The sequence below is a fragment of the Amycolatopsis sp. NPDC003731 genome (genome assembly GCF_053586895.1).
In genome coordinates, this window is record NZ_JBSFNC010000071.1 from 15,569 (window position 1) to 36,619 (window position 21,051).

Consider the following 21,051-nt stretch of genomic DNA (forward strand, 5'->3'; position numbering starts at 1 on the left):
GATGACCTACCCGCCTCAGCCGGGCCAGCCCGGCCAGCCCGACCCGTACGGCCAGCCGAACCCCTACGGCCAGCAGCCCCCGTCCGGCGGCTTCCCGCAGCAGGGCGGGTGGGACCCCAACCAGCAGCAACAGCCGTACCCGACGCAGCAGTACCCGCAGGGCTGGGACCCGAACCAGCAGGGCTACCCCTCGGGCGGCTTCCCGGCCAACCCGCAGCCGGCGTGGGGTGACCCGTACGCGCAGCAGCAAGGGCAGCAGTCGGCGTGGGCCGACCCGAACGCGCAGCAGTACGGCCAGCAGGCCTGGGACCCGAACGCGGCCGGCCAGGTGTCCGGCTGGGACCCGGCGACCGGCGGCTACACGCAGGGCTTCGGCGGGCCGCCCGCGCCGCCGAAGAAGAGCAAGACCGGGATGTGGATCGCCATCGGCTCCGCCGTGGTCGTCGTCCTCGCCCTGGTCGGCATCACCGGCTTCGTCGCGCCCGGCTTCTTCCTCTCGAAGGACGACACGAACACGGCCGCGGCCCCGTCGTCGAGCACGTCGGCCAAGCCGTCCACGCCGAAGCCGACGTCCAAGAAGCCGACGACCTCGAAGACGCCGTCCGGCAGCGAAGGGGGCGGCGCGGACGCCAAGGTCGTGCTGCAGGGCTTCATCGACAAGCTGAACGCGGGCGACAACGCCGGCGCCGTCGCGCTGGGCTGCGCCGACTCGAAGCAGCTGCTCAGCTCGTGGCTCGAGACGTTCCTCAAGCCGCCGCTGCAGCTGCAGCTCGGTGACGTGCCCGCCGACAAGTACCTGGTCGAAGGCGAGGTCACCGGGACGTCCGCCGGCAAGCCGGTCAAGGGCACGCTGAGCGCGACGAACTTCGACAAAAAGGGCTTCTGCGTCAGCACGATGCTGGTGTCCTGAGGCGTGAAGCTGTGGCGATCGCCGCTGGCGTGGACGTTCTTCGCGTCGGTGGTGCTGCTGCTCGGGGTCGGCGGCTGGCTGCTGACCGACCCCGCCACCAGCCGCAGTGACGCGCTGAAGACGGGCGGCCTGGCGGGCGGCGCGATCGTGGCGCTGTACGCGCTGTGGCTCAACGACCGCCGTCGCCGGGTCGAGGAGCGGCGGCAGGACATCGAGCGGCAGCGGCACGAACTCGAGGCGCAGCGGGCGGAACAGGACCGCGAGCGCGTCGCGGACGAGCGGTTCGCGAAGGCGGTCGAGCTGCTGGGGCACGCGGCCGACCAGGTGCGGGTGGGGGCGCTGCACGCGCTGGCGGGGCTGGCGCGGAGCCGGCCGGGCTACACGCAGACGGTGCTGGACGTGCTGTGCTCGTACCTGCGGCGGCCGTTCACCTACACCCGGGAATCCTCCGACGGAGAGCCGGATCCCGAGCTGGAGCGCGAACTGACGGTCCGGCTCACGGCGCAGCGGCTGGTCTCCGACCTGCTCCCGGCGCGCGACGACGACGCCCCGGCCTACGACCTCGACCTGACCGGTGCCCGGCTGGAGTACCTCGACCTGTCGGGCAAGCTGATCGGTGGTCTGCTGCTGCGGTACGCGTCGCTGCACAACAGCACGAACTTCAGCGGCTGCCGCTTCAAGGGCCGGGTCTACCTCACCGCCGCGGGCACCGTGTCCGGTCGCCAGGTGGGCTACTTCCGTTGCCGTGGCGCGGTTTTCGAACGCCACGCGTGGTTCAGCGGGACGAAGTTCGCCGAGGACGTGGACTTCACCGGCACGACCTTCGCCGGCCCAGCGAACTTCAAGGACGCGAAGTTCGCGAAGGACGCGGGGTTCTCCGGCGTCGTCGTCGCGGACTCGCTGGACCTGCGGCGGACCTCGTTCGACGGGCAGACCGACCTGCGGTTCGCATCGCTGCCCGACTCGGTTTCGCTGTACAACACGCTGGTGCGGGCCGAGAAAGACGTGCAGCTGCCCGAGGCGTGGACGCAGGAGGAACTGCGCGACGGGGACGCGCGGATCGTCGCCAAGGTGGGCTGAGCAGCCCCCGGTTTCCACGCTAGCGGAGGGGACCGACAGTTCTGCGTCGGCGCGGCTGGATGTCCGGCTTCTGACAGATGTCACGACGAGCCGGTGGACAACGTCGCTACCAGCGGAAACGCCGATCGGCCAGCATTTCGGGCATGACGAAGCAGACCAGCCCGACCGTGACCGTGACCGACTCCGACGCCCGCGAGAAGCTGCACATCGCCAAGGTGCTGCTCGGCGGCTACGCGGCCGTGAGCCTCCTGACCTTCCTGGCGATCGTGGTGTTCAGCGGCGACCCCGACGTCGTCACCGACGCCGTTTGGGTGCGCGGCTCGATCCTCGCCGTCGCCGCGCCGATCACCTTCGCGCTCGGCGTTTCCATGGCCAAGGGCTCGCGCGGCAACTACCGCCGGGTGCGGATCATCACCGTGGCCCAGGTGGTGGCCATCCTGGTGATCGAGGCCATCCCCGGCTCCTTCCCCGTCTGGTTCAAGATCGCGAACGGGGTGTGCCTGGCGCTGCTGATCATCGTCGCCCTGCTGACCGTCGCCCGGGCCGTGCGCGCCACTTTCGCGGCCGAGTGAACACCGGCGGCGGTACCGTCACCGGCGTGGACGACCTGCGGGGCCTGGACGAGCGGCGCCGGCTGCTGCTCTCCCTGGGCATGCTCTGCTACCCCTTCCTGGCGGCCGCGGGCCTCACCCAGTACACGCGCGGCGCCGGCCTGGTCGCCGGCTACCTGCTGCTGGCCGGCATCTCCGCTTGCTACCTGGCCATCGTGGTCGCCGCGATGCGCTCGGCGTGGCGGGTCTACTGGTGGCTGCTGGCGGCGATGACGGTGCTGTCCGTGCTGGTCGCGCCACTGGCCCACGAGTACGCGTTGATCCTGGTCGCGGTGATCGTGCCGTCGGCCGCGACGCGCGTCGACGTCCGGAAGGCGGCGGCGCTGGTGGTCCTGGGCGCCGCGGCGTGCGTGGTGGTGCCGCTGGTCGTGCCCGGCTGGAACACCGGGCCGAGCTGGTACTACGCGGTGGCCGTCGTGTTCACCACGCTGCTGGTCCACGCCTTCAGCCGCACCGCCACGGCGAACCAGCAGCTGCGCGAAGCCCGGGCCGAGGTGGCCCGGCTGGCGTCCGAGGCCGAGCGCAACCGGATCGCCCGCGACCTGCACGACCTGCTCGGCCACTCGCTCACCGCCATCACCGTGAAGAGCACCCTGGCCCGGCGGCTGGCCGTCGGCGCCCCGCCCGCGGCACTGGCCGAGATGGAATCGGTGGAGCAGCTGTCCCGGCAGGCGCTGGCCGACGTGCGAGCGGCGGTGTCCGGGTACCGGGACGTCACGCTCGCGGGTGAACTCGCCCGGGGCCGGGAGCTGCTGCGGGCGGCGGGGGTGGTCGCCGACCTGCCCACCGCCCACGACGACGTGCCGCAGGAGCGGCAGGAACTGTTCGGCTGGGTGGTCCGGGAAGGGTTGACGAACGTGGTGCGACACGCACGCGCGGGCCGGTGCACGGTGGAGCTGACCGCGTCCTCGGTGGAGGTGCGCGACGACGGGACCGGCGGCCCGGCCGGCTCCGGCTCCGGGCTGGACGGCCTGCGCGCCCGGGTGGCCGCGGCCGGTGGCGTGCTGACCGCCGGGCCGGCGCAGCCGCACGGCTGGTCCCTGCGGGTGGAGGCATGACGATCCGGTTGCTGCTCGCCGACGACCAGGAGCTGATCCGGCAGGCCCTGCGCGCGCTGCTCGACCTGGAACCGGACTTCGAGGTGGTGGCCTCGGTCGGCCGCGGCGACGAGGTGACGGCCTCGGCGCTGGAGCACCGCCCGGACGTGGCGCTGCTGGACATCGACATGCCCGGGCTGGACGGTCTCGCGGCGGCGGCCGTGCTCACCGCGCAGGTGCCCGGGTGCCGCGTGGTCATCCTGACCACCTTCGGCCGCACCGGCTACCTGCGCCGGGCCATGGAGGCGGGCGCCGTCGGGTTCGTCGTGAAGGACGCCCCGGCCGACACGCTCGCCGACGCCGTCCGGCGGGTGGTGGCCGGCGAGCGGGTGGTGGACCCGGCGCTGGCCGCGGCCACGCTGGCGGCGGGCGAGTCGCCGCTCACCGCGCGCGAACGCGACGTGCTGATCGCGGCCCGCTCCGGCGCGACCGTGGCCGAGATCGCGGCCCGGCTCTACCTCGCCGAGGGCACCGTGCGGAACTACCTGTCCGGGGCCACGACGAAGACCGGCACCCGCAACCGGATGGAGGCGCTGCGGGTGGCCGACGAGCGCGGCTGGCTGTAGGCCCCGGCCCGGCGGGACCGGGCCGGGGCCCGGCGTCAGTCGAACAGGGCCGGGAGCGTGCGCTCCCAGGCCTCCCGCAGCTCGTCGAGCGTGAACTCCGTGATGCCCTGCAGCTCCAGCGTGCCCGACTCCGGGTCGACCACGCCGGTCTTGCGCCACGGGAGGCCGCGCGCGGTGCACATCTCGGTGAAGCGGAGCTCCTCCGTGCGCGGGACGGCCACGAGCACGCGGCCCGCCGACTCGGAGAACAGCTGCACGAACGGGTCCTGGCCGTCGTCGAGGAACACCCGGGCGCCGCACTGTCCGATGAGGACGGTCTCGACCAGGGTCTGGATCAGGCCGCCGTCCGAAAGGTCGTGCGCCGCGGAGATCATGCCGTCGCGGGAGCCCGCGACCAGGATCTCGCCCAGCAGCTTCTCGCGGGCCAGGTCGACCTTCGGCGGGACACCGCCGAGGTGGCCGTGCAGCTCGCGGGCCCACGCCGAGCCGTCCAGCTCGTCGTGCGTTTCGCCCAGCAGCAGCAGGGTTTCGCCCGCCTCCGCACCGATGCCGGTCGGGATGCGGCGGGTGACGTCGTCGATCACGCCGAGGACGCCGATCACCGGCGTCGGCAGGATCGCCGTCGACCCGGTCTGGTTGAAGAAGCTGACGTTGCCGCCGGTGACCGGGATGCCGAGCTCGACGCAGCCGTCCGCGAGGCCGTGCACGGCCTGCTCGAACTGCCACATCACGCCCGGGTCGGTGGGGGCGCCGAAGTTCAGGCAGTCCGACACCGCGACCGGCGTCGCGCCGCCCGTGGCGACGTTGCGGTAGGCCTCCGCCAGCGCCAGCTGCGCGCCGCGGTACGGGTCGAGGTAGACGAACTTGCTGTTGCAGTCCGTCGCCACCGAGACACCGCGGCCGGTGGACTCGTCGATCCGGATCATGCCGGAGTCCGACGGTTGGGCCAGGACGCTGTTGCCGCGCACGTACCGGTCGTACTGCGACGTCACCCATTCCTTCGACGCCTGGTTCGGCGCGGAGATGAGCTTGAGCACGTCCGCGCGCAGTTCGTCCGGAGTGGACGGACGCGGCAGCTTGGCGGAGGTGTCCGCGATCAGGGCGTCCTGAGTGGACGGTCGCTCGATCGGCCGGTCGTACACCGGGCCATGGTGGGCGACCGTGTGCGCCGGGACGTCGACGACGACCTCGTCGTGCCAGGTGATGACCAGGTGCTCGCCGTCGGTGACCTCGCCGATGTCGGTGGCGATGACGTCCCACTTGCGGCAGACCGCCATGAACGCCTCGACGTTCTCCGGCGAGACGACCGCGCACATGCGCTCCTGCGACTCGCTGGAGAGCACCTCGGCGGGCGTCATCCCCTTGGCGCGCAACGGAACGCGGTCGAGGTAGATGTGCATGCCGCCGTCGCCGGCCGCGGCGAGTTCCGACGTCGCGCAGGACAGCCCGGCGCCGCCGAGGTCCTGGATGCCGACGACGAGCTTCTGGGCGAACAGCTCGAGGCAGCACTCGATGAGCACCTTCTCGGTGAACGGGTCGCCGACCTGGACGCTCGGCAGCTTCTTGCGGCCCGACGCCGACTCGTCACCCGAAAAGGTGTCACTCGCCAGGACGGAAACGCCGCCGATGCCGTCGAGGCCGGTGCGCGCGCCGAACAGGATGATCTTGTTGCCGGTGCCGGACGCGAAGGCGAGGTGCAGGTCCTCGACGCGCATCGCGCCGACGCAGAGGGCGTTCACCAGCGGGTTGCCCGAGTAGGACGGGTCGAAGACCAGCTCGCCGCCGATGTTCGGCAGGCCGAGGCAGTTGCCGTAGCCGCCGACGCCGGCGACCACGCCGGGCAGCACGCGCTTGGTGTCCGGGGCGTCGGCCGGGCCGAAGCGCAGCGCGTCGGCGACCGCGAGGGGCCGCGCGCCCATGGCCATGATGTCCCGCACGATGCCGCCGACACCGGTCGCGGCGCCCTGGTACGGCTCCACATAGGACGGGTGGTTGTGGCTCTCCACCTTGAAGGTGACGGCCCAGCCTTCGCCGATGTCGACGACGCCGGCGTTTTCGCCGATGCCGGCCAGCATCTTGGCCTTCATCTCGTCGGTGGCGGTCTCCCCGAAGTAGCGGAGGTGCTTCTTGGAGGACTTGTAGGAGCAGTGCTCGCTCCACATGACCGAGTACATCGCCAGCTCCGCATCGGTGGGCCGGCGGCCGAGGATCTCCCGGATGCGGGCGTACTCGTCGTCGGCGAGGCCCAGTTCGCGGTAGGGCTGGGTGTGCTCCGGAGTCGCCCCGGCGCGCTCGGTGGTGTCAACGGTGCTGGTCACGGTGTCCGTGTCAGGGTTCGCCACGGCCGTCAGGATACGGGTCGCTCCCGGCCACCCCGGACGGTGGGCCGCCGAACCCGGCCCCTCTGCGGCGGGTGTGACCGGGGCGACATCGGGAGCCGGCCGGGGTGACTCGGCGGCGGGCGGGGCGGGGTCGGGTGGGGCGCCTCGACGCCGGGTGGAGCGGGCGCCTTCCTTGGGGACAACTCGGGGCGCGGCTCGGTCGCGCGGCCGGAATTGTCGGTGTCCGCGAGTAACGTTGAAACCGGGGGTCCCCCAAGCGGCCGGGGCTGTCAGCAGCGCCCGGAGACCCAGGCGGCAAGGCCCTCGGCGGGGCTCGGCAGCAGGCCCGGTGGCCCGAAAATCGGTCGCCTTTGCCCGGGCCTCGGCTTACCGTCGGAAATCGTGCTTTCCGCCACGTACCCCCTTCCGCCGCTGCGGCTGCCCGTGCGGCCGACCGCGAGCCGGTTCCTGCTCGCCGTCTTCCGGGCTCGGCTCGGGACGGTGGTGGGCGCCGCCGCGATCGGGGTCGTCTGGGCGCTTCCCGGTGCGCTGCTGCCGCTGGTCGTCGGCCAAGGCATCGGCGCCATCGGCGCGCACGATGGCGCCGCCGTCGCGCGGTGGGCGCTGGCCGCCGCCGCGCTCGGGGTGGTGCAGACGATCTTCGGGACCTGGATGCACTTCCTCAACTACGGCCTGTGGCTGCACGGCGCCGGCTCGACCCAGCGGCTCGTCTCCGCGCACACCACGCGCGTCGGGGCCGGGCTGCGCGAGCAGACCACCACCGGCAACCTCGTCGCCGTCTCCACGACGGACATCAACCACATCGGCAACACCGTCGAGATGACCGGCCGCGCCTTCGGCTCGCTGCTGGCCTTCGTCGTGGTCGCGGTGTGGCTGATCTCGACGTCGCCGCTGCTCGGCGTGGTCGCGCTGGTCGGGGTGCCCGTTGCCGTGCTCGGCATCGGGCCGTTGCTCGCCCCGCTACAGAAGCGCAAGGCGAAGCAGCGCGAGCAGCGCGGGGACGTCAACGCGCTCGGCGCGGACATCGTCTCCGGCCTGCGGATCCTGCGCGGCATCGGCGGCGAGCGGCGGTTCTTCGCCCGCTTCCGCGAGACGAGCCAGCGGGTGCGGCGGGCCGGTGTCGAGGTCGGCAAGGCCGAGGCGTGGCTGGCCGCGGCCGAGATCGCGCTGCCCGGCCTGGTCACCGTGGTGATCACCTGGCTCGGCGCGCGGCTGGCCGTGGCCGGCTCGATCGACGTCGGGCAGCTGGTCGCGTTCTACGGCGTCTCGGCCTTCCTGATCTGGCCGGTCAACGCCGCGACGGAGGCCGTCGGCTCGATCACCTCGGGCCTGGTCGCGTCGCGGAAGGTGGTGGCGCTGCTGGCGATCCGCCCGAAGCTGGCCGATCCGGAGACACCGGTGCCGCTGCCCGGCGGCCCGCTGGAGCTGGTGGACACCGAGTCCGGGGTGCGGGTCGCGCCCGGTCGCCTGACGGTCGTCGACTTCGGGGCCGGCGGCGAAGCGGTGGCCGACAGGCTGGCCCGGTTCGCCGATCCGGCCGAGGGCGAAGAGGTGCTGGTCGGCGGGGTCCGGGCGGACCACGTCGCGCTTGCGGAGCTGCGCCGCCGGATCGTCTACGCGCACAACCAGGACATCTGGTTCTCGGGCGTGCTGCGCGAGCAGCTGGCGCCGGCGCGATCGGGCGGTGTCAGTGTCACCGAAGCGCTGTACGCGGCCGATGCCGAGGACATCGTCGAGGCGCTGCCCGACGGCGTCGACGATGTGATCGGCGAGCGCGGCCGCGAGGTGTCCGGCGGCCAGCGGCAGCGGCTGAACCTGGCCCGCGCGCTGGCCACCGACGCCGACGTCCTGGTGCTCGACGAGCCGACATCGGCGGTGGACGCGCACACGGAGGCGCGCATCACCGAGCGCGTCGCCGAGCTGCGGCGCGGCCGGACGACGGTGGTGTTCAGTCAAAGTCCTCTGTGGACACATGTGGCCGACGAAGTCTTCACCGCGAAGGGGGTGACGGTGTGAAGCGGCTTCCCACGGCGGCCCGGCGGGACGTCCGCCGCTGGACCGTGCACACGGCGATGCTCCACAAACGCGAATTCGGCCTGCTGCTGGGCTCGCTCGCCGTGGCCACGCTGATCGGCCTGGCCGGGCCGCAGCTGCTCGGCTCGCTGGTCGACGACGTCGCGGCCGGCACCACGACCGGGCACGTCGACGTGCTGGCGGTGGCGTTCATCGGCATCCTGCTGCTGCAGGCGGTGGCGCGGAAGATCGCCCGCATGCGCGGCGCGGTGTTCGGCGAGCTGGTGCTGGCCGAGACGCGCGAGGAGTTCGTCGGGACGGCGTTGCAGCTGCCGCTCGGCACCGTCGAGGCGGCCGGCACGGGTGACCTGCTCAGCCGGGCCACCACCGACCTCGGCCGGATCGACCACGCGGCGCGGTTCGCGGCGCCGGAGATCCTGGTCGCGGCGGTGACCGTGGTGTTCACCATCGTCGCGATGGTCGTGACGTCGCCGCTGCTGTCGCTGGGCCTGCTGGTCGCGCTGCCGCTGCTGGTGCCGGTGAACGTCTGGTACCAGCGGCGGATCCCGTCGGTCATGCAGTGGATGCTCGACCGGTGGGCCGACCTGACCACCAGCGTCCACGAGACCGCCGAGGGCGCGCGCACGACCGAGGCGCTCGGGCTGACCGAGCGCCGGATCGGCGCCGCGCACGACGCGCTGGACCAGAGCATCTACGGCGAACGCCGGATGCGGGCGCTGCAGCTGCGGTGGCTGCCGTCGCTGGAGATCAGCTACGTGCTGCCGCTGGCGGTCATGCTGCTGCTCGGCCTGCTCGCGTACGCGCAGGGCTGGGCCGGGCTCGGCGAGATCACCACGATGCTGCTGTACGTGCAGGGCATGGCGGCGCCGCTGAACGAGGCCCTGTTCTGGCTGGAGGACCTGCAGGTCGCGGCGGCCGCGGCGCGCCGGATCCTCGGCGTCCGGACGGTCGCGGTCGAGGACACGGAAAAGATCACCGAGGTGCCGCGCGGGCGCGACATCGACGTCCACGACGTGCGGTTCAGCTACACCGCCGACCGCGAGGTGCTGCACGGCATCGACCTGCGGGTCCCGCGCGGTGAGCGGCTGGCGATCGTCGGGCCGTCGGGCGCGGGCAAGTCGACGCTCGGCCGGCTGCTGGCCGGCATCGCGGCGCCGTCGGCGGGCTCGGTGCGCATCGGCGGCCAGGACGTCTCGGCGCTGGCCGACGACGTGCTGCGCGGCGAGGTGCTGCTGCTGACCCAGGAGCACCACGTGTTCTCCGGGACGCTGCGGCAGAACCTGGCCCTGCCGGCCCGCCGCGCGGGTGGCGACTGGACGGACGAGGAGCTGACGGCGGCGCTGGCGTCGGCGGGCGCATCGGACTGGGTCGCGACGCTGCCGTCCGGGCTGGACACGAAGCTGGGCCCGGGCGAGCACCCGGTGCCGGCGGCGATCGCGCAGCAGCTGGCGCTGGCCCGGGTGGTGCTGGCGGACCCGCACACGCTGGTGCTCGACGAGGCGACGTCGCTGCTGGACACGGGCTCGGCCCGCGACCTGGAGAGGTCGCTGAACAGCGTGCTGGCGGGCCGGACGGTGATCGCGATCGCCCACCGCCTGCACACGGCCGCGGCGGCCGACCGCGTCGCGGTGGTCGAAGGCGGCCGGATCACGGAGCTGGGCCCGCACGAGGAGCTGCTCTCAGCGGGCGGCTCGTACGCCCGCCTGGTGGCGGCGGCGAGTTAGCCCGGCCCGGTTCGGTCGGCTCGTCGCCGCCCGGCCGGGCCGGGCGGTCAAAGCGGGGCGCGCACCGACGGCGCCACTCGGTGGCGCGACGGGGTCCGCTCCGGGCTCGGTTCGGTCTGCGAAGAACACGGCCGACTGAGCCCGGGGCCGCCAAAGCCGGGCGCACCCGGCCGGCGCGGGCTCGGCAGCGGCTCGGCGGCTCGGCAGCGGCTCGGCAGCGGCTCGGCGGCGGCTCGGCGGCTCGGCAGCGGCTCGGCGGCTCGGCGGCGGCGCGGCAGCGGCTCGGCAGCGGCTCGGCAGCGGCTCGGCGGCGCGGCGGCGCGGCGGCGCGGCTCGGCAGCGGCGCGGCAGCGGCTCGGCGGCGCGGCAGCGCGGCGGCCGAACCGCGGCGGCGAGCCCGGCGGGCCGACTTCGGGCCCGACCACCGGTCCCACAGCCTGGCCGCGGCCGCCATTTGGTCCGGAATGTCCGGAGCGAGCGACGTGTTGCTCCTCGTGGATGACCAGCTACCTGGGGAGTGACATGTCGTCGTTCGTGATGAGCGCCGTGGAGCGGGAAGAGTTCCTGAGCGGGGTGCACGTGGGCGTGCTGGCGGTGGAGCGCGCCGGCCGGGCGCCGCTGGCCGTGCCGGTCTGGTACGACTACGAACCCGGCGGTGAGCTGCTGATCTGGATGGAACGCGACACCGTCAAGGACCGCTCGATCCGCGCGGCAGGCCGGCTGAGCCTGGTGGCCCAGGACGAGAACCCGCCGTACCGGTACGTCACGGCCGAGGGACCGGTGGTGGCCAACGACGAGCCGCCGACCCGCGAGCAGGCCCTCCGGATCGCGAAGCGGTACTGGCCCGAAGACCAGGCCACGGCCTACGTCGATTCGGCGCTCGGAGAGCGGTCGATCCTCGTCCGGGTGCGCCCGGAGAAGTGGCTCTCGAACGACCAGAGCAAGAGCTGAACGAGGTCCGGGGCTGTGGACAACTCACGTCCGCAGCCCCGGAACTGTCGGTGTCCCCCGGTAGCATGGTTACCGGGGGCCGAGGGCCGCCCTCAGGCCTTCACCAGCGCGTCCACCGCGCTGAAGAACATCCCGAGCCCGTCGTCCGAAGGCCCCGTCAGCGCGTCGATCGCGTGCTCCGGGTGCGGCATCAGCCCGACGACCCGGCCGTTCTCGCTGCGGATCCCGGCGATGTCGTTGCGCGACCCGTTCGGGTTCCCGCCGACGTACCGGAACACCACGCGGCCCTCGCCCTCCAGCTCGTCCAAAGTGGACTGCTCGGCCACGTAGCAGCCGTCGATGTTCTTCATCGGGATGAGGATCTCGGCGCCTTCGTCGTAGCGCGTGGTCCACGCCGTGGACGTGTTCTCCACCCGCAGCCACTGGTCGCGGCAGATGAAGTGCAGGCCCTGGTTGCGGATCATCGCGCCGGGCAGCAGGCCGGCCTCGCAGAGGATCTGGAACCCGTTGCAGATGCCGAGCACCGGCATGCCCGCGCGCGCCGCCTCGATCACCGGCGTCATGACCGGCGCGAACCGGGCGATCACGCCCGCGCGCAGGTAGTCGCCGTAGGAGAAGCCGCCCGGGACGACGACGGCGTCGACGTCACGCAGGTCTTCGTCGGCGTGCCACAGCGGCACCGCCTCGCCGCCGGCGTAGCGGACCGCGCGGGCCGCGTCGCCGTCGTCCAGCGTGCCCGGGAACGTGATGACGCCGATGCGCGCGCTCACGCGTCCACCCGGGTGATCGTCCACTGCTCGATGACCGGGTTCGCGAGGAAGCCTTCGGCGATCTTCTCCAGCGTCGCGTCGTCGACCGTGTCGTCGACCTCGATCTCGAAGTGCTTGCCCTGGCGGATCTCGGTGATCCCGGTGAACCCCAGGCGACCGGCGGCGCCGAGCGCGGCCTGTCCCTGCGGGTCGAGGATTTCGGGCTTCGGCATGACGTCGACGACGACTCGGGCCACGGCAGGCTGCTCCTTATTTCTGCAGGTCGTGGGTACCTCGTCAGCATAGTTCACCCGCTGGCCCACCCTGCGTGGCCGGTCGGGAAACCTAGACTGGCCCACGGCGCCGGGCTGCGCCATGATGAGTCGTTGACATCTCGCCAACAGGAGGCACCGTGGCCGTCCAGGAGTCCTACGACTACGTCATCGTCGGTGCCGGCAGCGCGGGGTGCGTCCTCGCCAACCGCCTGACCGAGGACCCGTCCGCCCAGGTCCTGCTGCTCGAAGCGGGCGCGGAGGACACCGCGGACGAAATCCACATCCCGGCCGCGTTCCCGTCGCTGTTCAAGACCAAGTGGGACTGGAACTACGAGACCGTCGAACAGAAGCACACGGGCAAGTCGGCGTATTGGCCGCGCGGCAAGATGCTCGGCGGCTGCTCGTCGATCAACGCGATGATCTACATCCGCGGCAACCGCGCCGACTACGACGGCTGGCGCGATTCCCACGGCGCTTCGGGGTGGGGCTGGGACGACGTCCTGCCGTACTTCAAGCGCGCCGAGGGCAACCAGCGGCTCGGCGGGCCACTGCACGGGACGGACGGCCCGCTGCACGTCGAAGACCGCCGGTTCACCCACGAGCTGTCGAACGCCTGGGTCGACTCGGCCGTCGCATGGGGACTCAAGCGCACCGACGACTTCAACGGCGAGAGCCAGGAGGGCGCCGGCGTCTACCAGGTGACGTGCAAGAAGGGCCGCCGCTGGTCCACGGCGGACGCCTACCTGCGCCCGGCGCTTTCGCGGCCGAACCTGACGGTGAAGACGTGCGCGCCGGCCACCCGCGTAGTCTTCGAGGGCACCCGCGCGGTCGGTGTGTCCTATCTGGACAACGGCGTCGAGCAGACAGCGCGCGCTTCGACTGAGGTCATTCTTTCGGGTGGTGCGATCAATTCGCCGCAACTACTCATGGTGTCGGGGGTGGGTCCGGCCGAGCACCTGCGCGAGCACGGCATCGACGTCGTCGCCGCGCTGCCGGGCGTCGGCGAGAACCTGCACGACCACCCGGCGTGCGGAATCATCTGGTCCACTCGGGACACCTCCGATCTGGTCGAGGCGGCCACGGTTTTCGGCCTGGCCCGGTACCAGCTGACGCGGCGCGGCCCGTTGACGTCGAACATCGGTGAAGCGGGCGCGTTCTACCCGACCACGGACGGCCTGCCGGCACCGGACATGCAGATCCACGTGGCGCCGACGTTGTTCTACGACAACGGGATGCGCGAGCCGACGGTGTCGGGGTTCACCTCGGCGGCGACCTTGGTGGACGTCGCCAGCCGGGGGCGGCTGCGGTTGAAGTCCGCGAATCCGCTGTGGAAGCCGGAAATCGATCCGGCTTATTACGCCGATTCGCGCGATATGGAGACGATGATCGCGGGATTGCGGTCGTTGATCGAGATCGGGCAGGTCGGGCCGTTGCGGCGGTTCTTGGACAAGCCGTTCCTGCCGGTGCGGCACGATTTGAGCGATTCCGAGCTGGCCGAGCACATCCGGGAGAACACGCAGACGCTTTATCACCCGGTCGGGACTTGCTCGATCGGGTCGGTGGTTGACCCGGAGTTGCGGGTGCAGGGGGTGGAGGGGTTGCGGGTGGTGGACGCGTCCGTGATGCCGGTGGTGCCGCGGGGGAACACCAATGCGCCGACGATCATGGTGGCGGAGAAGGCCGCCGACCTGATCCGGGGACGGTCGATCTAGCGGGCGCGGCCCTCGGCCCCCGGTATCCAGTTTACCGGGGGGCACCGACAGTTTTGGTGCTGCTCCGGGGTTGTGGACCCGGTCGGTCCACAACCCCGGGCGGGTCAGCGCTTGCCGTGGAGGATGGTCACCAGCTTGGCGACCAGCGCGTCCGTCGATTCCTTGCGGGTGAACGACGTCAGCGTCAACGGGGCCGTGAACCGCTGGCGGGCGATCGCCTTCGTGCGGGCGAACTCGCGCAGCCCCTCCGGTCCGTGGATGCGGCCGAAGCCCGAATCGCCCACGCCACCGAACGGCAACGACGCGATCCCGGCGAACGACAACGGCGCGTTGATCGCCGTCATGCCCGTGCGCAGCTTCTCCGCCAGCTCCACACCCCGGGACTTCGAGAACACCGTCGAACCCAAGCCGTACTTCGTGCTGTTCGCGCGCTCGACCGCTTCGTCCATGTCGCGGACCTTGGCGATCGTCACCGTCGGGCCGAACGTCTCCTCCGTCACCGCCTCGGAGTCCTCCGGGACGTCGACCAGGACCGTCGGCTGGGCGTAGCGGTCGCCCACCGCTTCCTCGCCTCCGAGCACCGCCTTGCCTCCGCGGGCCAGGGCGTCCTGGATGTGCCTCTTGATCACGCCCAGCTGGGAGGGCATCGTCACCGGGCCGTACTGGGCTGCCTCGTCCGAGCCCGCCCGCACGTCCTTCGACTTCTCGACCACCTTGGCCACGAACTCGTCGTGGACCTTCTCGTGGACGTACACGCGCTCCACGCCGATGCACGTCTGGCCCGAGTTCGAGAACGCGCCCCACACCGTGGCGTCCGCCGCCGCGTCCAGGTCCGCGTCCGCGTCGACCAGGACCGGGTCCTTGCCGCCCGCCTCGATGACCACCGGCGTCAAGGTCTCGGCCGCCGCCGCCATGATGCGCTTGCCCGTGGCCGTCGAGCCGGTGAACGCGATCTTGTCGACGCCCGCGCCGACCAGGGCCGCGCCCGTCTCGCCGAAGCCCGTGATGAGCTGCAGGACCGGCTGCTCCGGGACGATCTCGGCGAACGCGTCGACCAGCCACTTGCCGACGCCCGGCGTGTACTCGCTCGGCTTGAACACCACCGCGTTGCCCGCCGCCAGCGCGTACGCGACCGAGCCGAGCGGGGTGAACACCGGATAGTTCCACGGGCCGATCACGCCGACCACACCCAGCGGCTGGTACTCGACCGTCGCCGCCTGGTTGGACATCAGCAGCCCCGCGGACCGCTTCTGCTTGCCGAGCACCTTCTTCGCGTGCTTGCCCGCCCACGCGATGTGCTCGATGGCCAGGACGCTCTCCAGCTGCGCGTCGGCGATCGGCTTGCCGGTCTCGTCGCGGACCACCTGGCACAGCTGCGGCAGCCGGCGCGTCAGCACGCCCTTCCAGGCCTTCAGCCGCTCGGCGCGCCCGGCGAAACCGAGGCCCGCCCACCACTCCGCCGCGACGCGCGCCCGCTCGACGGCCGCCTTGACGTCCTCCGCGGTGTGGATCGGGTAGGTTCCGACCACCTCGTCGGTCGCCGGGCTGAGCGAGTCGAAGGTCTCGCCGACCGTCGTCGGCTTCGGCTGGACGGCAGTCATCGGCGTCTCCCGTGGGTCGAGGGTCAGCCCAGGTTACGACCTTACTGACATCGTGCCAATAGCTCGTGCGGGCTTCGCCACCAGCATTGCACCGGCGACCGCCGCGGCAAAGACACCGAACAACGGCGGCAGCCACAGCGGCAGCACGCCGACGGCCAGCGAACCGAGCCCGAAGCCGCACGACTGCACGGTGAAGCTCAAGGAGAACCCGGCGGACCTGCGGTTTCTCGGCAGCAGGCGCTGGAGGTTGACCGAGGTCGTGGCGACCAGCGGCCCACCGCAGGCGCCGATCACCGCCAGGGACGCGAGCAAGCCCGCCCAGCCGAGATCCGCGGCGAGCACCATCCCGCCGGCGACGAACCCGCCGAGGAACAGCCGCGGGTCGCCGGTCTTGCCCCGCCACGCGTAGACCGCGCCACCGACGAGGCTCGCCCCGGTCAGCACAGCGATCACCAGCGGCGCAGCCGCGTCGGGTGCGCCGACGCGTTGGACCAGCGGCAGGGGCGCGACCTCGATCGTCGATGTCAGCAGCCCGACGGTGAAGGCACAGCAAAGCCACGGCAGGTAGGCGACCGGCGGCGCGGACGGGAGGTCCTCCACGGATTCCACCCGATCGTGGGAGCCGGCGCGACGCGGGACGAGCAGGGCAGCGGCCACGCAAGAGGCGGCCATCGCGGCCAACGGCACGAGCGGGCCGGCCAGGTCGAGCAGCGTGACCAGCACCGGGCCGCCGACGAGCACACCTTCGAGGATCATCCCGTCGACGGAGATCGCCCGGGGAAGCAGCCCGTCGTCGACCGTCTCCGCGAGCAGTGTCCGGAACCCGCCCGACAACGCTCCGCCCGTGATGCCGGGCAGCACGACGAAGACCAGCAACACGGTACCCGGAGCGCCGTTCGCGGCGGCCACGGTCAGGACGACGAACCCCGCCGCGGTCAGGAGCAGCAACACCGGCAGCCCGCGCCCCGGGCCGACGCGGTCGAGCAGCCGCCCGACCGGGACCGCGCAGACCATTTCCGCGGCGACGTAGACCGCCATCAGGACGCCGCCCAGCCGGTACGACCCGGTCGTGGCGGTGGTCAGCACGGTGAACGCAAGCGGCGCCATGAACGCCGGGAGCCGGGCGAACTGGACGCCCGCCGACCAGCGCCAGTACGCGCGATGGGTGAACAACGACATGGCGTCACGCTCTCGTGGCGCGCTCCCGCGGCATACTGATTCGGGTGAGAGCGAATCAGCCGTGATCGAACTGGCCCTGACCGCGGCCGGGAGCCAGCGCGTCCGCTTCGCGATCTCGCCCTTGGAGGAGGTGCTGGGCGCGGTCCAGACGCTGCTCGGCATCCGGCGGCACCCCGCGCCCCTGCCGTGGCTGTCCGACGTCCCCGACGTGCCCGAACTGATGGCGGTGCTGAGCGCGCGGCACTACATCACCGAGTTCCTGAGCCCGCCGCCCGACGGCCCCGAGACGACCGCCGAAGCCCAGGTCGAGGTGGTCCGCGCGACGCCGCCCGAGCAGGTGGCGCTGGAGCTGGGCATGGTCGACGCGGATCTGTCCGGGCTGCCGGCCGACCCGGCGGCCGCGCGCGACCTGCTCGCCGGCCAGCTGGCGACGGTCTGGCAGGCGGTGCTGGCGCCGCAGTGGCCACGCCTGCGCGAGCTGCTCGCGGCGGACATCACGCACCGGACGCGCCGGCTGGGCTCGGGCGGCGTCGCGGCGATGCTGGCGGAGCTCCACCCGCGCGTCCGCATGTCCGGCACCTCGGTGCTGGTCGACGTCCGCGCCCGGGAACGGCTGTCGATCGACTCGCGCGGGCTGCTGCTGATCCCGGCGGTGTTCGCGTGGCCGAACGTCGGCGTGGTGACGGTGCCGCCGTGGCAGATTTCGCTGCTGTACCCGGCTCGGGGCGTGGCTTCGCTGTGGAGTTCTTCCGTCACGCCACCGGAACCGCTGGCGGAGGTGCTCGGCCGGACCCGCGCGTTGTTGCTGACGACGCTCGACCGCCCGGCGGCGACGACCGAACTGGCCCGGCGCCACGACCTGGCGCCCGCGACGGTGTCGGCGCACTTGACGGCGTTGCGCGGAGCGGGGTTGCTGGCTTCGGAGCGGCGCGGGCACCGGGTGCTGTATCGGCGGACGGAGCTGGGTGACGCGTTGCTCACCGGGAAGCTCTGAACGGGACTAGGCTGGAAACGACCACCCGTGAAGGAGAACCAACGATGCGTATCGTCCATTTCGGACACGCCTGTCTGTTGCTGGAGACCGGTTCCGAGCGGATCCTGCTCGATCCCGGCGTCTTCTCCACCGGCTTCGAGGGTGAGCGGGAGCTGTCCGCCGTGCTGGTGACCCACCAGCACTTCGACCACCTCGACGTCGACCGGCTGCCGAAGATCCTCGAAGCCAACCCGGGCGCGAAGCTGATCGTCGACCCCGGGTCCGCTCCCGAAGTCGAGAAGCTCGGCCTGGAGTTCGACATCGCCAACGTCGGGGACGCTTTCGCCGTCGGGGACACGTCGATCAAGGCCGTCGGCGGGGAGCACGCCGTCATCCACTCCGACATCCCCGTCATCCCGAACATCGGGTACGTCTTCGACGACGGCGCCTTCTTCCACCCCGGCGACTCGTTCTTCGTGCCGGAGCAGAAGATCGATGTCCTGGGACTGCCCACCGGCGCTCCGTGGCTGAAGGCCGGGGAAGCCGTCGACTACCTGCGGGCCGTCGCGCCGCGGGTGGCCGTGCCGATCCACGAAGCCGTGCTCGCCAACCCGGCCATGCACTACGGCCTGTTCGGCAACCTCGCGCCCGAAGGCACCGAGGTCAAGGTGCTGGAACGGGCCGAGCCGGCGAAGTTCTAGCCACCCATGCCTTGACACCGTCGAGGAACCGGTCCACACCGAAGCCCAGTTCCGCCGGCCGCCCGCTCGGTTCGTACGCCGGGCCGCCGGCGGCTTCGGCCTCGTGGACCGCCGTCACCGGCCGGACCGTCAGCTGCAGGCTGATCTGGGCCGTACCGCGAGCAGGGGCTGCAGCAGGCGGTCGAGCCAGGCGAGCTGGTTGGTGCCGACCGGCGTGTGGTCGAGCGGCACGCACAGGATCCACGGCCGGGCCTGGGAACCGGCCCACAGCGCGGCCAGCATCGGCGTCCGGCTCAGCCCGCTGGTGCTGCTCCTGTTGACCGGCTGGCTGCTCGAACGCCGGTGACCGCGTCAGGCCGCGACCGCGCGCAGCGAACCGTAGGTCGCCCCGAAGGCGCGGTTCTCGAGAGCGACGTCGACCGCGTCGAGCAGCGCCTGGCGGAGGCCGGGGCGGGTCAGGTCCGATGCTTCTGCCCCCAGCCGGACCAGCCCGCCCCGGCGGGCCGAACGCGCCGCCGCCAGCACCAGGGCGAAGCAGCGCACCGTCTCGGTGCGGTGTGACTGGCTCGTGAATTCCTGGACCCGCGCGCGGCGCACCTCACCGGTGACGAGGTCGCGCACCGCGCCGAGGTCGGCGCACAGCCGGAAACCGTGCTCGGCCAGGGCCTGCAGCGTGCCCTGGGACGCGATCCAGCGAGGCGGTGCGAAGCCGTCCACCGCCAGCCCGGCGTTGTCCAGCGCGGCCTTCGCGGCGATCAGCCGCAGGCGGGCCTCGTGCGCCGGCAGCGTCGCGAACTCCGCCCGCTTGCCCAGGTACACCGTGCGGTGCGTGGGCGTGACGGTGTGGTCGTAGCCGTGCAGCAGCACGGAATCACCGCCGCGGGCGCGGGTGCGCACCCACTCCGTCACCGGGCCTTCGCCGGTGCGGGCGGCGTACAGCAGCGAGAGCGGCACCTTGCGGCGGTCGAGCTCGGCCGCGAGGTCGGCGCACCGGTGCAGCGTGCGCGGGGTGATTCCCGACAGCGAAACCAGCAAGCGAGCTTCCACGACCACCATTGGCGCGCACGCGTCTGAAACTCCCGTGAACTGCGCAGAACGGGCGGGCGACCGTTGCCGGAAGCCTCAAATGCCTTCACGCAGGCGCTGCACGGCCACCGCGATCCGGCCGCGCAGATCGGGGTCGGCGACCTGGCCGTCGGCGACGTCCGCCCGCGAGACCGGGATCCGCGCGCACGCTTCTTCGACGATCTTCGCGCCCGCGTACGTCAGGACTTTGCGCAGCGAATCGTGCGCGTCCCGGCCGCCGGTGGGCGCCGCGATCGAGGACGCGTTGATCCACGCCACCGGCTTGCCGTACATCTCGCCGCCGCCGACCGTCCAGTCGAGGAGGTTCTTGAACGAGCCCGGCAGGCCGCCCGCGTACTCCGGCGTGCAGATCAGGACGGCGTCGGCTTCCTTGAGCGCCGCGCGCAGCGAGGTGACCTCGGGGTGCAGGGGATCGCGGTCGTCATCGGGGTTGAAGTGCGGCAGATCGGCGAGGCCGGTGTACGTCTTGCTCGCGGTGAGGGTCGCGACGGTCCCCAGCACCGCCGCATTGCCCGAGCCGGCTCGCAGGCTGCCGCAGATCAGCAGGATCACGAGGCCAGTCTGCCAGCGAAAGCCCGGTGATGCGCCGGTACGCCTCGAGGTACCGGTCGCGCGTGGCCGTCACCACTTCGGGCGGCAACGGCGGCAGCGGGGACACGCAGTCCCAGCCGGACGCCGGGTCGACCAGCCAGTCACGCACGTGCTGCTTGTCGAACGACGGCTGCGGGACGCCGGGCTGGTGACCGTCGGCGAGCCAGTAGCGCGCCGAATCCGGCGTCAGCAGCTCGTCCGCGAGCACCAGACCGCCGTCCGAGCCGATGCCGAATTCGAACTTCGTGTCGGCCAGCAGCAGGCCCTGCTCCGCCGCGCGCGCGGCACCCCGGCGGTACAGCTCGAGGGAGGCCTCCCGGACCTCCTCGGCGAGCGCACGGCCGAGCACCGACACGCACGTGTCGAAGTCGATGTTCTCGTCCTTCTCCCCGCGCCGCGCCTTGGTGGACGGCGTGAAGATCGGCTCGGGCAGCCGCGCCGACTCGGCCAGGCCGGACGGCAGCGCCAGCCCGCACACCTCCCCGGACCGGCGGTAGTCGGCGTACCCGCGGCCGGTGAGGTAGCCGCGGACGACCGCCTCCACGGGCAGCATCTCGAGCCGCTCGACCAGCAGCGCGCGGCCGCGGACGGACTCGGGGATCAGCGGTCCGTCGCAGGTCACGAGGTGGTTCGGGAGGACGTCGGCGAGCTCGCGGAACCAGAACACGCTCATCGCGGTGAGCACGCGGCCCTTGCCGGGGACCGAGGTGGGGAAGACTTGCTCGAAGGCGGAAATGCGGTCGGAGGCGACGATCAGCAGGTGGTCGTCGCCCGCTTCGTACAGGTCGCGGACCTTGCCGGAGGCGAGCCTCCGGCGTGTGGGGAGGGGTGTCACGCACCGAACCCTAACGGGCACCCTCTGCCACCAT

At 72.2% G+C, this 21,051-nt stretch carries 20 protein-coding genes; 12 read left to right on the plus strand and 8 right to left on the minus strand.

Features of this window, described 5'->3' with window-relative positions:
* The first annotated feature begins 1 nt into the window (after position 1).
* The 5 genes from ACWDN5_RS26565 (at position 2) to ACWDN5_RS26585 (ending at position 4,264) form a co-directional block, all read left to right on the plus strand.
* A complete protein-coding gene (locus ACWDN5_RS26565; protein WP_449678186.1) occupies positions 2-910 on the plus strand; it encodes a hypothetical protein in 909 nt (302 codons plus the stop codon).
* 3 nt (positions 911-913) lie between these two features.
* Complete coding sequence (locus ACWDN5_RS26570) at positions 914-1,990, plus strand: pentapeptide repeat-containing protein (protein WP_449678187.1); 1,077 nt, start codon at positions 914-916, stop codon at positions 1,988-1,990.
* Between the two features lie 143 nt (positions 1,991-2,133).
* Positions 2,134-2,562 carry a hypothetical protein gene (locus ACWDN5_RS26575; protein ID WP_449678188.1) on the plus strand — a complete coding sequence of 143 codons (429 nt, stop codon included), beginning with the start codon at positions 2,134-2,136 and terminating at the stop codon, positions 2,560-2,562.
* A gap of 26 nt (positions 2,563-2,588) precedes the next feature.
* On the plus strand, positions 2,589-3,659 hold the full coding sequence (locus ACWDN5_RS26580; RefSeq protein ID WP_310969473.1) for a sensor histidine kinase: 1,071 nt from the start codon (positions 2,589-2,591) through the stop codon (positions 3,657-3,659).
* A complete protein-coding gene (locus ACWDN5_RS26585; protein WP_310969474.1) occupies positions 3,656-4,264 on the plus strand; it encodes a response regulator transcription factor in 609 nt (202 codons plus the stop codon). Before ACWDN5_RS26580 ends, ACWDN5_RS26585 begins: the two co-directional genes overlap by 4 nt.
* A gap of 35 nt (positions 4,265-4,299) precedes the next feature.
* Here the strand turns inward: ACWDN5_RS26585 and purL are convergent, their stop codons facing one another.
* On the minus strand, positions 4,300-6,606 hold the full coding sequence (purL, locus tag ACWDN5_RS26590) for a phosphoribosylformylglycinamidine synthase subunit PurL (protein WP_449678189.1): 2,307 nt from the start codon (positions 6,604-6,606) through the stop codon (positions 4,300-4,302).
* 381 nt (positions 6,607-6,987) lie between these two features.
* Between purL and ACWDN5_RS26595 the strand changes: the two genes are divergently transcribed.
* From ACWDN5_RS26595 to ACWDN5_RS26605, 3 genes are all read left to right on the plus strand, one after another.
* On the plus strand, positions 6,988-8,622 hold the full coding sequence (locus tag ACWDN5_RS26595; RefSeq protein ID WP_449678190.1) for an ABC transporter ATP-binding protein: 1,635 nt from the start codon (positions 6,988-6,990) through the stop codon (positions 8,620-8,622).
* Complete coding sequence (locus ACWDN5_RS26600; protein ID WP_449678191.1) at positions 8,619-10,364, plus strand: ABC transporter ATP-binding protein; 1,746 nt, start codon at positions 8,619-8,621, stop codon at positions 10,362-10,364. The genes ACWDN5_RS26595 and ACWDN5_RS26600 overlap by 4 nt, the downstream gene beginning before the upstream one ends.
* A gap of 522 nt (positions 10,365-10,886) precedes the next feature.
* Positions 10,887-11,315, plus strand: a complete 429-nt coding sequence (locus ACWDN5_RS26605) for a pyridoxamine 5'-phosphate oxidase (protein ID WP_449678209.1) — start codon at positions 10,887-10,889, stop codon at positions 11,313-11,315.
* A 92-nt stretch (positions 11,316-11,407) separates the two neighbouring features.
* On the opposite strand, the gene purQ is transcribed toward ACWDN5_RS26605, so the two are convergent.
* Both purQ and purS read right to left on the minus strand, forming a co-directional pair.
* Entirely contained in the window at positions 11,408-12,085 is a 678-nt protein-coding gene (gene purQ, locus ACWDN5_RS26610) for a phosphoribosylformylglycinamidine synthase subunit PurQ (RefSeq protein WP_191315274.1), read from the minus strand.
* A complete protein-coding gene (purS, locus tag ACWDN5_RS26615; protein ID WP_013230759.1) occupies positions 12,082-12,321 on the minus strand; it encodes a phosphoribosylformylglycinamidine synthase subunit PurS in 240 nt (79 codons plus the stop codon). The genes purQ and purS overlap by 4 nt, the downstream gene beginning before the upstream one ends.
* Positions 12,322-12,476: 155 nt before the next feature.
* On the opposite strand from purS, the gene ACWDN5_RS26620 reads away from it, so the two are divergent.
* Complete coding sequence (locus ACWDN5_RS26620; RefSeq protein ID WP_449678192.1) at positions 12,477-14,051, plus strand: GMC family oxidoreductase; 1,575 nt, start codon at positions 12,477-12,479, stop codon at positions 14,049-14,051.
* Between the two features lie 104 nt (positions 14,052-14,155).
* On the opposite strand, the gene ACWDN5_RS26625 is transcribed toward ACWDN5_RS26620, so the two are convergent.
* A complete protein-coding gene (locus ACWDN5_RS26625; RefSeq protein WP_449678193.1) occupies positions 14,156-15,652 on the minus strand; it encodes an aldehyde dehydrogenase family protein in 1,497 nt (498 codons plus the stop codon).
* Between the two features lie 33 nt (positions 15,653-15,685).
* On the minus strand, positions 15,686-16,831 hold the full coding sequence (locus ACWDN5_RS26630) for an MFS transporter (RefSeq protein WP_449678194.1): 1,146 nt from the start codon (positions 16,829-16,831) through the stop codon (positions 15,686-15,688).
* 61 nt (positions 16,832-16,892) lie between these two features.
* Here ACWDN5_RS26630 and ACWDN5_RS26635 point away from each other — a divergent pair, with 61 nt between their 5' ends.
* The 3 genes from ACWDN5_RS26635 (at position 16,893) to ACWDN5_RS26645 (ending at position 18,851) form a co-directional block, all read left to right on the plus strand.
* The gene (locus ACWDN5_RS26635) at positions 16,893-17,825 is read left to right on the plus strand and encodes a DUF5937 family protein (RefSeq protein ID WP_449678195.1); all 933 of its coding nucleotides are present in this window, start codon (positions 16,893-16,895) and stop codon (positions 17,823-17,825) included.
* A 44-nt stretch (positions 17,826-17,869) separates the two neighbouring features.
* Positions 17,870-18,505 (plus strand): MBL fold metallo-hydrolase, encoded by a 636-nt coding sequence (locus tag ACWDN5_RS26640; RefSeq protein ID WP_310969481.1) that lies wholly within the window; start codon positions 17,870-17,872, stop codon positions 18,503-18,505.
* Positions 18,506-18,707: 202 nt separating this feature from the next.
* Positions 18,708-18,851, plus strand: a complete 144-nt coding sequence (locus ACWDN5_RS26645; protein WP_449678196.1) for a hypothetical protein — start codon at positions 18,708-18,710, stop codon at positions 18,849-18,851.
* Between the two features lie 5 nt (positions 18,852-18,856).
* On the opposite strand, the gene ACWDN5_RS26650 is transcribed toward ACWDN5_RS26645, so the two are convergent.
* From ACWDN5_RS26650 to ACWDN5_RS26660, 3 genes are all read right to left on the minus strand, one after another.
* Positions 18,857-19,561 carry a DUF2334 domain-containing protein gene (locus ACWDN5_RS26650; protein ID WP_310969482.1) on the minus strand — a complete coding sequence of 235 codons (705 nt, stop codon included), beginning with the start codon at positions 19,559-19,561 and terminating at the stop codon, positions 18,857-18,859.
* 66 nt (positions 19,562-19,627) lie between these two features.
* Entirely contained in the window at positions 19,628-20,092 is a 465-nt protein-coding gene (locus ACWDN5_RS26655; RefSeq protein WP_449678197.1) for an NADPH-dependent FMN reductase, read from the minus strand.
* Entirely contained in the window at positions 20,013-21,017 is a 1,005-nt protein-coding gene (locus ACWDN5_RS26660; protein WP_449678198.1) for a phosphoribosylaminoimidazolesuccinocarboxamide synthase, read from the minus strand. Before ACWDN5_RS26660 ends, ACWDN5_RS26655 begins: the two co-directional genes overlap by 80 nt.
* Positions 21,018-21,051: the final 34 nt, after the last annotated feature.